Raw genomic sequence first — 13646 nt, forward strand, 5'->3', positions numbered from 1 at the left:
ACATGGATTTCAGCCAAATCTCTGCTTGGTCGATCCGCAACCCGATCGTCCCCATCCTCGCTTTCATCGCCCTGATGATCGCGGGGATCATGTCGTTCCAGCAGATGGATATCCAGGATAATCCGGATATCGAATTCCCCGTTGTCATCGTCAGCATTTCGCAGCCCGGTGCCGCTCCGCCCGAAGTGGAGAACCAGATCACCCAGCGCGTGGAGGCCGCGGTGCAGACACTGGACGGGGTGGAGAACATCCGCTCCACCGCCTCGGAAGGCAATACCTTCACCGTCATCGAATTCGCCATCGGCACCGACATTGCCGAAGCGGTGAACGAGGTGAAATCCGAGATCGACAACATTCGCGGCGAATTGCCCGACGGCATTCTGGAACCGCGCGTTTTCAAGGAGCTCACCAGTTCCCAGCCCATCGTAAGTTTCGGCGTCAGCGCCGACGATATGACGCTGGAGCAGCTGAGCTGGTTTATCGACGACACCGTCACCAAGGAATTGCTGACGGTAAACGGACTGGCAGAAGTCAGCCGCAGCGGCGGGGTGGATCGCGAGATTCTCGTCATCCTCGACCCTGCACGCATGCAGTCGCTGGGCGTCACCGCCAGCCAGGTAAACGGCGCGCTGCGTCAGCTCAACATCAACGCCGCGGGCGGGCAGGCGGAGATTGCCGGATCGCGCCAGTCCGTGCGCGTGCTTGGCAATGCGGAAGACGCTTACGAATTGTCGCAGACGCAAATCCCGCTGGGCGGCGGGCGCACCGTCAAACTGGCGGATATCGCCACCGTGCAGGATGCCTTCGGCGAGGTGAATACCATTGCGAAGGTGAACGGGCGGCAGGTCGTCACCTTCTCGATCACCCGCGCGCGCGGCGAAAGCGATGTGCGCGTGTATGACGGTGCCGTCGAAGCGCTGGAGCGGGTTCAGGAAGCCAATCCGGGCATCACTTTTACCCGCCTCTTCACTTCGGTCGATTACACTAAGGATCAGTACGAAAGCTCGATGGCGCTGTTGATCGAAGGCGCGGTGTTGGCAGTGTTTGTCGTATTTCTTTTCCTTCGCGATTGGCGTGCGACGATCATTGCCGCGATTGCCATCCCGCTTTCGGCCATCCCGACCTTCTATTTCATGGAGGCGTGGTTCGGATTCTCATTGAACACGCTTTCGCTGCTGGCGCTGGGGCTGGTGGCAGGCGTGCTGGTCGATGACGCCATCGTCGAGATCGAGAATATTGTGCGCCATATGCGCATGGGCAAAAGCGCCTACCAAGCCAGCATCGATGCGGCAGACGAGATCGGCCTGCCGGTTGTGGCGACCACATTCTGTATCGTCGCGGTCTTCCTGCCCGTCGGCCTGATGCCTGGCATTTCCGGCCAGTTCTTCCAGAATTTTGGCATCACCGTGGTGGTCGCCGTGCTGATGAGCCTTGCCGTCGCGCGCATGATCACGCCCATGGCGGCTGCCTATTTCCTGAAGGCAAAGGGCCATGCCGTGCACGGCGAAGGCCCGATGATGGACCGGTATATGCGCGTGCTGCGCTGGTCGCTCGATACGCGCGCCTTTGCAGCAGCGCGCGAGCGGATCGGGCATGTAGGGCCCAGCAGATTATTGCCAATCGTTGGCTTCGTGGTCGCGGCATTTGTCCTGCTTATATTTATCGCGGGCGATCTCGGCGTTCTACCGGAGTCTTCTTCGACTGAAGCACTGTCAGATGAGGAATCCGCGACGAGCGGGCCATGGTGGGCCTATTTCGTCTGGCCAGTGTTGTTTGGCCTTGGGGCGTATATCGCGGCCTCGATCCTGGCGATGATCGTTGGCCTGATGGTGAGCTTGACTTCCGCGCGCGGTTCGTTGTTTGCTCGCCGCGCGCGCTATCGCGCTGCGCGTTTTCTCGATCACCGTGTTTGGATGATGCTGGTAGGCGTCGCATCGCTGGCGCTCACAGTCATCATCGCAGGCAGCCTGCCGACGCAGTTCTTCCCCGACAATGACAGCGATTTCAGCCGTGTCAGCATCAACATGGTGCCCGGCACCACGCTGGAGCAGACCGAAGCGGTGGTCGATCAGGTCGCCGCGCGGCTCAGCGAAGAGCAGGAAGTCGCCATCGCGCTTGGCATTGCCAATGAAGGCTCGGGCCGCATCAGCCTGGTGCTTCGCGACGACCGCGCGCGCTCCAGCCTCGATTTCGAGCGCGAGCTGACGCCGGTGCTGCAGGACATTCCCGATGCGCGCGTCAATTTCCAGAACAACCAGGGCGGAGGCGGCGGCACGGGCCGCGCCATCTCAATCATGCTGTCCGGCTCCGACCCGGAGCTGCTGTTCGAGACCGCCAACTCGCTGGTGGAGCAGATGGAGACGATTGACGGCGCCGTCGCGCCGCGCATCGATTACGATCTCCAGCGGCCCGAATTGCTGATCGAACCGCGCGAGGATCTGGCTGCCAGCCTCGGCGTCACCACCGCTGCGCTCAGCCAGACGATCCGCATCGCCACGCTGGGCGATATCGACCAGAACGCTGCGCGGTTCTCGCTGTCGGATCGGCAGATCCCGATCCGCGTGCGGCTGGCCGAAGGCGACAGGCGCAATCTCTCGACCATCCGCAACCTGCCGGTTCAGACCGCCAATGGCGGCAGCGTGCCACTCAGCCGTGTGGCGGAAATTTCGCTCGGCATGGGACCGACGTCCATCGAGCGCGTCAACCAGAACCGCCGGGTTTTTGTGGGCCTGGATATCGGGCCGGATGCAGCCCGCGGCGATGTGCGCAGCGCTATCGACAATCTCCCGATCATGCAGAACCTGCCCACGGGCGTTTCCAACAGCCCGGTCGGCGCAGATGAATGGCAGATCGACCTCATCAACAATTTCATCACCGCAGTTATCACGGGCTTCTTCCTCGTTTTTGCGGTGCTGGTGCTGCTCTATCGGCGGGTGGTTTCGCCGCTGGTCAACATGACATCGCTTTTGCTTGCCCCGCTCGGTGGGTTTGTGGCTTTGTATGTCGCAGGCTGGATCACCGGAGTGGGAACAGGCGACTTCTCGCCGCTACCCATCTCCATGCCCGTCTTCATCGGAATGCTCATGCTGCTGGGCATCGTCGCCAAGAACTCCATCCTGCTGATCGACTTCGCCATCGAGGAGATGGAAGCGGGCGCCAACAAGCTCGCCGCCATTATCGAGGCGGGGCACAAGCGCGCCCAGCCCATCGTGATGACGACGGTCGCCATGACGGCGGGCATGGTGCCGACCGCTCTCTCGCTAACGGGCGACAGCGCATGGCGCGCGCCCATGGGCACGGTGGTGATCGGCGGGCTGTTGCTGTCGACCGTGCTGACCTTGCTGATCGTACCGGCTGGTTTCAGCCTGGCGGACGGGCTGGAGAAAAAGCTCGGCCCGTGGCTGCGCGAACGCTTGCTGACCTACAAGCCGGGCGATGAAAACATCACCGGTCAGGAGCCGCAAGCTGCCGAGTAAGCCCGGTCCGATGATGGCAGGCGGCGCACCTTTACCGCCTGACAGGGCGCGCGCCATGCGCATGACGGCGACCTTGCTGCTGGTGGCCATGGCGGGCCTTTTCATCGTCGCCGAGACCATGCTGACCGTGCATCCGGCCTGGGGCTATGTGCACGCCTTTGCAGAAGCGGGCATGATCGGCGGCATTGCCGACTGGTTCGCAGTGACGGCCCTGTTCCGCCACCCGCTCGGCCTGCCGATCCCGCACACGGCGATCATCCCGTCCAACAAGGATCGCATCGCCGACACCATGGCAGCTTTCCTGCGCACCAATTTCCTCACCCCCGTGGTCGTTGCGCGGCGCATGCAGAACATGAATGTTGCAAAGGCGGCTGGCGATTTCCTCGCCAAGCGCGGCGACAGCACCGAAGGCCGCGTGCGCGCGGGCGCAGCGCAGCTCTTCGTCGAACTGCTCGAATCACTCGATCCGGACAGGCTGGGCCTGCAGGTGAAGGCCGGTCTGGCGCGGCAGGCGGAGAAGATCGACATCGCGCCGTTGCTGGGCCGAATGCTGGAAGCCGCCATTGGCGATAATCGCCACGGCCCGCTGATGGACGGCATGATCCGCTGGGCAGGCCTGACGCTGGAAGACAATGAGGACATGGTCCGCGACATGGTCGCCCAGCGTGCCAATTCGGTCATCCGCTGGGCGGGCCTTGATGGCCGCCTCGCCAACTCCGTGCTCGACGGGCTTTACAAGCTGCTGGCCGAGATCCTCGTCGATCCCGAGCATCCTTTGCGCGGAAAGGTGCAGGAAGGGCTGGAGAAGCTGGCGCAGGATCTGCAGCACGACGCAGAGACCCGCGCCAAGGTAGAGCAAATGAAAGCCGACCTGCTCAACAACCCGGCTGTCGCCGATTGGTGGATGGGCGTGTGGGAGCGGCTGCGCACTTCGCTCATCGCGCGCATCCGCAGACCCGAAGGCGGCATGGATGGCGAGATCGGCCATAGCCTCGCTGAACTGGGCCAGACCCTGCAAAGCGATCCGGCGCTACAGATGCAGGTCAACCGCTTCGCCCGCCGCACGCTGGTGGGCACGGTCAATCGCTATGGCGAACAGATCGTCAGCCTGGTGTCCACCACGGTGAAAAGCTGGGATGCCACCACCATCACCGGCCGCATCGAACGCGCCGTCGGGCGCGACCTGCAGTTCATCCGCATCAACGGCACGCTGGTGGGCGGCCTCGTCGGCGTGACGATCCACTTCATCACCGAGGTCATTTGAAGCTGGAACGACGCGGCTAGTGGCGGTGTGTCGCGGCCACGATGCGGTCCATGAAGGCTAGCATCACGCCCGATACGATGAAGACGAGATGGATGATGACCATCCACATCAGCTGCTTTTCCCGCCCATCGGTAATATCGGCGGCATCCAGCGCCATGAAATTCTTCAGCAGGTTGATGCCGGAGATCGCCACGATAGAGGCGACCAGTTTCAGCTTGAGGCCCGCGAAATCGACCTTGCCCATCCAGTCGGGACGGTCCTCATGATCGTCCACATCCATCTTGGACACGAAGTTTTCATAACCGGCGAACAGCACCATCAGCAGCAGATTGCCCGTCAGGGTGATGTCGATCAGCGAGAGGACGCCCAGCACGGCTTCGCTTTCCGTCATGGTGATGGTGTGCGTGGCGATATGCCAGCTTTCCTGTGCGAATTTGACGAGCAGCATGCACAGCGCGCCGACCATCAGCAGGTAGAACGGCGCCATCAGCCAGCGGCTGGCGAAGAGCACGCTTTCAAGCGTGTTCTCTGCGCGCTTCAGAGCGGGCGGCTTGGCATGACGAACGGTGTCGCCTGCAACGTCTTGCTGGATGTTCAAAGAAATTCCCCCGGAACTCACGATCCGGGGGAAGTCATATTCTGCTATGGTTAAGAGCGCGCTAACGCTCCGAAGCCAGGATTAAAGCTTCTCGGTCAGCTCAGGCACGGCGTTGAAGAGATCGGCGACGAGTCCGATATCCGCGACCTGGAAAATCGGCGCGTCGGGATCCTTGTTGATTGCCACAATCACCTTGGAATCCTTCATGCCCGCCAGATGCTGGATCGCGCCGGAAATACCGACGGCGATATAGACTTCGGGCGCCACGATCTTGCCGGTCTGGCCGACCTGGTAATCGTTGGGCACATAGCCTGCGTCCACCGCGGCGCGGCTGGCACCGATGGCGGCGCCCAGCTTGTCTGCCAGCGGCGTGATATATTGCTCGAACGTCTCGGCATCCTTCAGCGCGCGGCCGCCGGAAACGACGATTCCTGCGCTGGTGAGCTCCGGACGCTCGCTTTCGACCGCATCGAGGCTGACGAAGCTGGAAAGGCCTGCATCGCCTGCACCGCTGACGGTTTCGACAGATGCGCTACCCCCGGTGGCTTCGGCCTTGTCGAAGCTGGTGGCGCGCACGGTGATGACCAGCTTTGCATCGCCGCTCTCGACCGTGGCAATGGCATTGCCGGCATAGATCGGGCGTTTGAAGGTCTTGGGGCCTTCCACCGCAATGATATCGGAGACCTGCATCACATCCAGCTTTGCAGCGACGCGCGGCAGGATGTTTTTGCCGGTGGTGGTGGCAGGCGCCAGCACGGCGTCATAGCCATCCATCAGCCCGACGATCAGCGGGGCGACGTTTTCTGCAAGGCCATTGGCATAGGCGGCGTCGGAAGCGACGAGCACCTTCTCCACGCCGGCGATCTTGGCGGCGGCGTCGCCTGCGGCAGCGGCATCATCGCCGCCAGCCAGCAGCACGTGCACAGGGCCGCCCAATGCGGCAGCCGCGGTTACGGTGGCAAAAGTGGCATCGGCGATCTCGGCGCCGTTCGTTTCTGCGAGTACGAGCGAAGTCATCAGGCAACTCCCATCGATTTGAGTTTGGCGACCAGCGCGTCGACATCCTCGACCATTTCACCGGCCTGGCGCACAGGCGGCTCAGCGACATTGGTGGTGGTGAGGCGCGGCTCGGTTTCGACGCCGTAATCGGCCGGGCTCTTGGTATCGAGCGGCTTCTTCTTTGCCTTCATGATATTGGGGAGCGAGGCGTAACGCGGCTCGTTCAGGCGCAGATCGGTGGTAACGATGGCGGGAAGGGTGAGCTTCACCGTTTCCAGGCCGCCATCCACTTCGCGCGTCACGTGAACGCTGTCGCCGTCGATCTCTACCTTGCTGGCGAAAGTGCCTTGCGGGCGATCCATAAGAGCAGCCAGCATTTGCCCGGTCTGGTTGGAATCGTCGTCGATCGCCTGCTTGCCCAGCATGACGATGCCGGGGCTCTCTTCCTCGGCAATGGCTTTCAGGATCTTGGCAACGGCGAGCGGTTCTACCTGATCTTCCGTTTCCACCAGGATCGCCCGGTCTGCACCCATGGCGAGCGCGGTGCGCAGCGTTTCCTGCGCTTTGGCAGGGCCGATGGACACGGCGACCACTTCTTCTGCCTTGCCCGCCTCTTTCAGGCGCAAGGCTTCCTCGACGGCAATCTCGTCGAAGGGGTTCATGCTCATTTTCACATTGGCGAGGTCAACGCCGGAGCCATCCGCTTTTACGCGGGGCTTCACATTGTAATCGATCACCCGTTTGACGGGGACGAGGATTTTCATAGGTCTTCCTCTCTGACAAAAGGATTCGCATACCGGAGGAACCGGTCTGCCGCTTATGTAAACTGCCTGACGTATAGGTCAAGCAGCATTGCCGACGTCTTTACGCCTCTGGCCAAGCCGCCTAGCTTGTCCGTCCAACGCATGAAAGGGGAGTTTGGGCATGCGCTTTTTGCCGATAGTCGCGCTACTGCTGATTGCATCGCCCGCCAGCGCGCAGGAAACGCGCAGCGCGCCAGACGATCACGTGCCGCCCGCCGCCTCTCTGGATGGGATGGACTGGCTTGTCGGGCAATGGGCCGGGCCGGGCATTATGGGCCACCCTTCGATGGAAAGCTGGCTGCCGCCGAGCGGCGATGTGATGGTCGGCACCTTCGTGCAGGAAGACGGCGAGGGATCGGTGATGTTTACCGAACACCTCTATCTGCTGGAGACGGAAGGCTCGGTGGAACTGCGCCTCAAGCATTTCAATGCCGACCTGACAGGCTGGGAGGAGAAGGACGGTTTCCTGACCTTCCGGTTGGTGGCGATGGAGAACTGCGCGGCCTATTTCAGCGGACTGACCCTGCGCTGCGATGGCGAAGACGGGCTGCTCGCCGCAGTCAGGATGCGCGCTGCTGACGGCGAAACCAGCGAGCTGGTGTTTCGCTTTACACGCCTTTGAGAAACCCTCTCCCGCGATCGTACGTTAGTGTCCGGGGAGAAAGCCGTTGAGCAGAGCACCACAAAAGGTCGGCGATATCCTGGACCGGCTTGAAGAGCTGGCGAAGGACCAGGACGATGTGACCGTAGGCCGCATCGTCAACACGTTCGGCCCGCGCACATTCGGCCCGGCAATCATGCTGCCTGCCATGCTCGAAATCACCCCGCTGGGCGCAGTGCCGGGGATGCCGACCGTCCTTGCCGTCATTATCCTGCTGGTCGCGGCGCAAAAAATGCTGGGCCGCACCTGCCTCTGGCTGCCCGGCATCATCACCAATCGCACCATCGGCGATGAGACGCTGGCCAAGTCGACTAGCAAGCTGCGCGGTATCGCGGGCTGGCTCGACCGGCATTTCCACCGGCGCTGGATGTTCATGACGCAAACGCCGTTCTCGCAAATCGCTGCGGGGATCGTGGTGCTGCTCTGCTTAATCGTCCCGTTTCTCGAAGTGCTGCCATTCGCCAGCAGCGTGCCGATGATCGCCATCGCCGGTTTCGGCCTCGCCGTATTGGTGCGTGACGGCGTGCTGATGGCTTTCGCGCTGGCAATCAGCCTAGTGCTTGCAGGTCTGGGCCTGGACTTTTCCGATGGCAATCTGTCCGACACCGACGCCGCCGATGGCGTCATCACCGAAGACATGATGCGGGACGAGCCGCGAGACCTGCCGCGCGATCTTGGCGAAGCGGTCGACCAGCGAACGCGCGCTCCGGAAGAATAGCTCGCACAGCAAAAGGCCGAACGCATCGCGGTGATGCATCCGGTCTTATACGCATTTTGCGAGCGGGTGCGAGTTAGGCCGCTTCCTTCACCTGCGCCACGATCTTACGGGCGGCATCGCCCAGATCGTCTGCCGGGATGATCGGCAGGCCGCTATTGGCGAGGATATCCTTGCCCGCTTCCACATTGGTGCCTTCCAGCCGCACGACCAGCGGCACGTCCAGCTCGACTTCCTTCGCCGCGGCGACGATGCCTTCGGCGATCGTATCGCAGCGCATGATCCCGCCGAAGATATTGACGAGGATGCCTTCGACCGCATCGTCCGACAGGATGATCTTGAACGCCTCGGTTACCTTTTCAGTGGTGGCACCGCCACCAACATCGAGGAAGTTTGCCGGGAACGCGCCGTTCAGCTTGATGATGTCCATTGTCGCCATCGCAAGGCCCGCGCCGTTGACCATGCAGCCGATATTGCCGTCGAGCTTGATGTAAGCGAGATCGTGCTTGCCTGCTTCGACTTCGGCGGGGTCTTCCTCGGTCTCGTCGCGCATCGCTTCCACATCGGGATGGCGGTAGAGCGCATTGCCGTCGAAGCTCATCTTGGTGTCGAGCACCAGCAATTCCCCGCCTTCGGTTTCGACCAGCGGATTGATTTCCAGCATCTCGGCATCGAGCGCGGTGAAGGCTTCGTATAGCTGCGCGGCCAGCTTCTGCGCCTGCTTGGCAAGCGCGCCTTCCAGCTTCAGCGCATAGGCGACGCTGCGGCCGTGATGCGGCATGAAGCCGGTGGCCGGGTCGATGGTGATGGTGGTGATCTTCTCGGGCGTATTGTGCGCCACATCTTCGATATCCATGCCGCCTTCGGTGGATACAATCATGGCGATATGGCTGCTGGCGCGGTCCACCAGCATGGAGAGGTAGAATTCCTTGGCGATGTCCACGCCGTCAGTCACGTACAGGCGATTGACCTGCTTGCCTTCGTCACCGGTCTGGATCGTGACCAGCGTGTTGCCGAGCATTTCGCCCGCATCCTTGCGCACGTCGTCCACCGAATGGGCCAGCCGCACGCCGCCCTTGGCATCCTGGCCCAGTTCCTTGAACTTGCCCTTGCCGCGTCCGCCGGCGTGGATCTGCGCTTTCACGACATAGAGCGGGCCGGGCAGCTTTTCGGCCGCGGCAACCGCTTCTTCAACGCTCATCGCGGCGTGACCGGCGGGTACGCCGATGCCGTATTTCGCCAGCAGTTCCTTGGCCTGGTATTCGTGGATGTTCATGGGGAGCCTCTTAGCGGAGTCGCAGGATCGGATTGTGCGCGCGCTAAAGCATCATCGCGCAGTGCTTGCAAACCCTATTGCCGCGCGTCATCTGCTTGCATTCCTATGATTGACTCGATGCGCCTGGAACAGATCTGCCGCGAAGCGGGCTATATGGCGCTGTCGCGATGGCCGGGGCATGGCCATGCGCTCGAAAGCTGGGAGAAAGAGCCCGGCTCCCCGGTGTGCGAGGCGGACCTCGAAGTCGATGCCTTTCTGCGCCGCGAGTTGGGCAGCCTGCTGCCCTCTGCCGGGTGGCTGTCGGAAGAAACGCGCGACAATGACAAGCGGCTGGCGAAGGGCCTGATCTGGCTGGTCGACCCGATCGACGGGACGCGCGATTTCATTCGCGGGCGCAGCGGCTGGGCCGTCAGCGTGGCACTGGTGAGCGGGGGACGTCCGCTGATCGGCGTGCTTGTGGCGCCAGCGCGAAACGGGGGCGAAGTCTGGTCCGCCACGGCGGGCAAGGGCGCGTGGCGCAATGGCAAGCGGCTGGCGGCGAGCACGCGCAGGAATTTTGTCGGCGCGCGGGTGCCCGCCCACGACCTGTCGAAAGAGGACCGCGACCTCACCAAGGTGGAGCAGCCCAATTCCATCGCCCTGCGCGTAGCGATGGTGGCGGATGACCAGGCCGACCTCGTGGCGACGCTGCGATGGGGTTATGAATGGGATATCGCCGCAGCCGCCCTGATCGCGCGCGAGGCAGGCGCCAGCGTGACCGACGCCTTTGGCAAACCGCTCGCCTACAACAAGCGCGACCCGCGAGCCTTCGGCCTGCTTGTAAGTGCACCCGGCATCCACGCCGCAGCGGTGGAACGGCTGGCGGAGAGAGCTGCGCGCCTTTCTTGAGAAGCCGCATATCGAAAGGGCCGCCCCATCCGGAGCGGCCCTATCACTTACCGATCTCGCTGATGTCAGTCAGCGACCGAGCCCAAACGGGCGACCGTCAATCAATACGCATCCTGCACGTCATCTTCGGTAACAGGCGTGATGCGGATTTCCACGCGGCGGTTCTGCGAACGGCCGCTTTCGCTGGTGTTGTCGGCGATCGGATATTGTTCGCCATAGCCGATCGTCTCGATGCGCGAGCGGGCTACGCCGCGCGAGACGAGATAGTTGGCGACCGATTCGGCGCGGCGGCGCGACAGGTCGAGGTTGTACTGGTCGCTACCGGTCGAATCGGTGTGACCCATTACGTCGATCAGCGAGCCCGGGCGCTCCACCAGGTTCTGCGCCACGCCGTCCAGCACATTGCGCATGTCGGGAGAGATGTTGGTGGAGTTGACCGCGAAGGTCACATCCGGGAAGCGCACGAGGAAGCTGTCATCGCCTTCCACCACGTCAACGCCGGTACCGGCAGTGACTTCTTCGATCTCGCGGATCTGCTCGTCCATGCGGTAGCCGACATAGCCGCCGGCAGCGCCGCCAATACCTGCGCCGATGATGCGCGCCGTCTTGCCGCCGATCAGGCCGCCCAGCAGGTAGCCGAGGCCAGCCCCGCCGATGCCGCCGATGGCTGCGCGCGAAATAGTGCGTTCGCCGGTGTTGGGATCGGTGACGCAGGCGCTGGTCGTGCCGATCAGCGCGAGCGCAGCCGTCGTCGAAATGAGGATCTTCTTGATTTGCATGTTGTACCTTCCTCCAGAAAGCGCAGACCACCAGTGCGAGTGGCTGGCCTAGCGGTGTCCTAACGCCGCGCATTGCTGCCTGTTCCTGCACATGTGAATCAGAAGGGATTAGGTTTTGCAGTCAAACCTGCTAGCGCGGTCTGACAATGGAACCGTTTCCCTGGCTGTATCTCGTCGCTCTTGCCCTGTTGATCCTGCTCAATGGCATCTTCGCCATGTCGGAACTGGCCATCGTATCGGCGCGCACGGCGCGGCTGAGGATGGCGGCCGAGAAAGGTAGCAAGAGCGCCGCGGTTGCCATGCGGCTTGCGGCGGAACCGGGCAAGTTTCTCTCCACCGTGCAGATCGGCATCACGCTGATCGCGGTGATTTCGGGCGCGGTGTCGGGCGCGACCCTGGGCGAGCCTGTGGGACAAAGGCTGGCGCTGCTCGGCATCGATCCGGACCTGGCTACCGAAATGGGCTTTGTGCTGGTCATCGCGCTGACGACTTTCTTCAGCGTGGTGGTAGGCGAGCTGGTGCCAAAGCAGCTTGCCTTGCGCGCCGCCGTGCCGATTTCGCTCGCCATGGCCATCCCGATGAGCGTGCTGGCCAAAGTGGCCGCGCCTTTCGTGTGGCTGCTGGATACCACATCCAACCTGCTGCTGGCCCTGCTTGGCATTCGCCACAAGGGCGATCACCGGATGACAGCGGAGGAGCTGCAGATGATCTTCGCCGATGCCACCCGCACCGGCGTGATCGAGGAGCAGGAGCGTGCCATCCTCTCGGGCATCATGCGCCTGCAGGACCGGCCCGTGCGCGAGTTGATGACCCCGCGCACCGAGCTCGACTGGCTCGATATCGATGCCGATGAAGACGCGATCCGGCAGACCATTTCCGATTCGCCGCACTCGCTGCTGCCGGTGGCGGAAGGCAATCCCGACAAGGTGCTGGGCGTCGTCAAGGTGCGCGAGGTGCTGACGCTGCTGATGGCAGGGCGCCCGGTGGTGCTCAACGAATTGCTGCGCAAGAGCGAAGTCGTGCCCGACCAGCTCGACGCGATGGACGCGCTGCGCGTGCTCCAGCAATCGGGCACAGGCATGGCCATGGTGCATGACGAATACGGCCACCTGGATGGCGTCGTCACCACCGCCGACTTGCTGAGCGCCATTGCTGGCGATTTCGCCAGTCACCAGGACGAAGGCGACACGCCCATGATTGCCGAGCGCGACGACGGCTCGCTGCTGATCTCGGGCGCGCTGGCTGCCGATGCGCTTGCGGACCGACTCGGTCTTGACCTGCCCGACAACCGCGAATTCGCGACCGCCGCGGGTTACGCACTGTTCGTGCTCAAGCACCTGCCCGCTGAGGGCGAAAGCTTCACCGACCAAGGCTGGCGTTTCGAAGTCGTCGACATGGACGGACGCAAGATCGATAAACTGTTGGTAGCCTCGCTGGACTAGCCAGAGGCCCTCGGCGGGATCTCTTGTCTTTCGCACCCGCATCCGCGGGCGCGTCCTCGGGGCAATTCCCTCCGCTTCGCTGCGGGGCACCTGCGTTCGCCCGTTCGGGCTCGGTCGGTCGCTGGTCGCGACCGAGATCAGCGCTTAGCTCATTCGTGTGACGAAGCTCCGTTGCGCCAGCAACGGTAAGGGCGAACGCCCGCTCGCAGCGGGCACGCAGCGTAGCGAAGTGCGTCTAGCGAGGGAGTCGCAGACGGGCCGAAGGCCCACCAAGCCGCGGATGCGGCTTCGACAAATCAGGAAGGTATTACCGCCCTAGCTGCCTGTCCGTCACCCTCGGGTGCGGCGAGGATGGTGCGGATGGCGGTGCCCTTGTCGACCGTGAACGTCTCCGTATCGCCCACGCTGGTGCGGATGCCGGGCGCCGCTTCGCCAGCGGCGTCCAGCGCGCTGGTTTCCACCGCGCTGCGCGCTGCCGGGCCGCCGAACAGAGCTTCGAGCGCCTGCTGCGAGGCAGTGCCTTCGGTCGGGCGCGGAGCGCCGGGCTGCGGGGGCACGAGGTGGAAATCGGGCGGTACCACCAGCGGCGCCTGACGCTGCACGGCAAATTCGTCCGGACGGTCGCGATCAAGGCTGATCCCGCCGCAGGCTGCAACGCTGACGGTCGCGAAGCCGAGAATGGTGGCACGGATGGTTTTACGCATGGTGTTCAATCACTTTCCATGGCCGCCGCGCGGGGGCCGGT

The 13646-nt window shown here is 63.0% G+C and carries 12 protein-coding genes; 6 read left to right on the top strand and 6 right to left on the bottom strand.

From position 1 onward, the window contains the following. Positions 1-2 precede the first annotated feature (2 nt). The gene (locus BMF35_RS03715; protein WP_047006967.1) at positions 3-3476 is read left to right on the top strand and encodes an efflux RND transporter permease subunit; all 3474 of its coding nucleotides are present in this window, start codon (positions 3-5) and stop codon (positions 3474-3476) included. Between the two features lie 55 nt (positions 3477-3531). After that, positions 3532-4740 carry a DUF445 domain-containing protein gene (locus tag BMF35_RS03720; RefSeq protein WP_082115683.1) on the top strand — a complete coding sequence of 403 codons (1209 nt, stop codon included), beginning with the start codon at positions 3532-3534 and terminating at the stop codon, positions 4738-4740. A 16-nt stretch (positions 4741-4756) separates the two neighbouring features. Here the strand turns inward: BMF35_RS03720 and BMF35_RS03725 are convergent, their stop codons facing one another. The 3 genes from BMF35_RS03725 to BMF35_RS03735 form a co-directional block, all read right to left on the bottom strand. Further along, positions 4757-5338, bottom strand: a complete 582-nt coding sequence (locus BMF35_RS03725; protein WP_206539553.1) for a TIGR00645 family protein — start codon at positions 5336-5338, stop codon at positions 4757-4759. 81 nt (positions 5339-5419) lie between these two features. Beyond that, entirely contained in the window at positions 5420-6355 is a 936-nt protein-coding gene (locus tag BMF35_RS03730) for an electron transfer flavoprotein subunit alpha/FixB family protein (protein WP_047006968.1), read from the bottom strand. After that, positions 6355-7101, bottom strand: a complete 747-nt coding sequence (locus BMF35_RS03735; protein ID WP_047006969.1) for an electron transfer flavoprotein subunit beta/FixA family protein — start codon at positions 7099-7101, stop codon at positions 6355-6357. The genes BMF35_RS03730 and BMF35_RS03735 overlap by 1 nt, the downstream gene beginning before the upstream one ends. A gap of 160 nt (positions 7102-7261) precedes the next feature. Here BMF35_RS03735 and BMF35_RS03740 point away from each other — a divergent pair, with 160 nt between their 5' ends. Together BMF35_RS03740 and BMF35_RS03745 are read left to right on the top strand one after the other, a co-directional pair. Further along, positions 7262-7762 (top strand): DUF6265 family protein, encoded by a 501-nt coding sequence (locus BMF35_RS03740; RefSeq protein WP_047006970.1) that lies wholly within the window; start codon positions 7262-7264, stop codon positions 7760-7762. Positions 7763-7808: 46 nt separating this feature from the next. Then, positions 7809-8519 carry an exopolysaccharide biosynthesis protein gene (locus tag BMF35_RS03745; protein WP_064971414.1) on the top strand — a complete coding sequence of 237 codons (711 nt, stop codon included), beginning with the start codon at positions 7809-7811 and terminating at the stop codon, positions 8517-8519. A 73-nt stretch (positions 8520-8592) separates the two neighbouring features. On the opposite strand, the gene sucC is transcribed toward BMF35_RS03745, so the two are convergent. Then, complete coding sequence (sucC, locus tag BMF35_RS03750) at positions 8593-9792, bottom strand: ADP-forming succinate--CoA ligase subunit beta (protein WP_047006971.1); 1200 nt, start codon at positions 9790-9792, stop codon at positions 8593-8595. Positions 9793-9897: 105 nt separating this feature from the next. On the opposite strand from sucC, the gene BMF35_RS03755 reads away from it, so the two are divergent. Beyond that, the gene (locus BMF35_RS03755; protein ID WP_047006972.1) at positions 9898-10680 is read left to right on the top strand and encodes a 3'(2'),5'-bisphosphate nucleotidase CysQ; all 783 of its coding nucleotides are present in this window, start codon (positions 9898-9900) and stop codon (positions 10678-10680) included. A 101-nt stretch (positions 10681-10781) separates the two neighbouring features. On the opposite strand, the gene BMF35_RS03760 is transcribed toward BMF35_RS03755, so the two are convergent. After that, positions 10782-11459: a YiaD family glycine zipper/OmpA-like lipoprotein gene (locus BMF35_RS03760; protein ID WP_047006973.1), complete on the bottom strand. Its 678-nt coding sequence runs from the start codon at positions 11457-11459 to the stop codon at positions 10782-10784. 146 nt (positions 11460-11605) lie between these two features. Between BMF35_RS03760 and BMF35_RS03765 the strand changes: the two genes are divergently transcribed. Next, complete coding sequence (locus BMF35_RS03765; protein WP_047006974.1) at positions 11606-12901, top strand: hemolysin family protein; 1296 nt, start codon at positions 11606-11608, stop codon at positions 12899-12901. A 296-nt stretch (positions 12902-13197) separates the two neighbouring features. Here the strand turns inward: BMF35_RS03765 and BMF35_RS03770 are convergent, their stop codons facing one another. After that, positions 13198-13605, bottom strand: coding sequence for a DUF3035 domain-containing protein (locus BMF35_RS03770; RefSeq protein ID WP_047006975.1), 408 nt, complete (start codon positions 13603-13605; stop codon positions 13198-13200). Between the last annotated feature and the right edge of the window lie 41 nt (positions 13606-13646).

The organism is Aurantiacibacter gangjinensis, from assembly GCF_001886695.1.
In the GTDB taxonomy this organism is placed as follows: Bacteria; Pseudomonadota; Alphaproteobacteria; order Sphingomonadales; family Sphingomonadaceae; genus Alteraurantiacibacter; species Alteraurantiacibacter gangjinensis.

What these genes read in the sequence shown, in the direction of transcription:
- BMF35_RS03770 (WP_047006975.1), bottom strand. Translation starts at nt 13,605, where the DNA reads ATGCGTAAAACCATCCGTGCCACCATTCTCGGCTTCGCGACCGTCAGC.
- BMF35_RS03755 (WP_047006972.1), top strand. Translation starts at nt 9,898, where the DNA reads ATGATTGACTCGATGCGCCTGGAACAGATCTGCCGCGAAGCGGGCTAT.
- BMF35_RS03760 (WP_047006973.1), bottom strand. Translation starts at nt 11,459, where the DNA reads ATGCAAATCAAGAAGATCCTCATTTCGACGACGGCTGCGCTCGCGCTG.
- BMF35_RS03715 (WP_047006967.1), top strand. Translation starts at nt 3, where the DNA reads ATGGATTTCAGCCAAATCTCTGCTTGGTCGATCCGCAACCCGATCGTC.
- BMF35_RS03765 (WP_047006974.1), top strand. Translation starts at nt 11,606, where the DNA reads ATGGAACCGTTTCCCTGGCTGTATCTCGTCGCTCTTGCCCTGTTGATC.
- BMF35_RS03740 (WP_047006970.1), top strand. Translation starts at nt 7,262, where the DNA reads ATGCGCTTTTTGCCGATAGTCGCGCTACTGCTGATTGCATCGCCCGCC.
- BMF35_RS03735 (WP_047006969.1), bottom strand. Translation starts at nt 7,101, where the DNA reads ATGAAAATCCTCGTCCCCGTCAAACGGGTGATCGATTACAATGTGAAG.
- BMF35_RS03730 (WP_047006968.1), bottom strand. Translation starts at nt 6,355, where the DNA reads ATGACTTCGCTCGTACTCGCAGAAACGAACGGCGCCGAGATCGCCGAT.
- BMF35_RS03720 (WP_082115683.1), top strand. Translation starts at nt 3,532, where the DNA reads ATGCGCATGACGGCGACCTTGCTGCTGGTGGCCATGGCGGGCCTTTTC.
- sucC (WP_047006971.1), bottom strand. Translation starts at nt 9,792, where the DNA reads ATGAACATCCACGAATACCAGGCCAAGGAACTGCTGGCGAAATACGGC.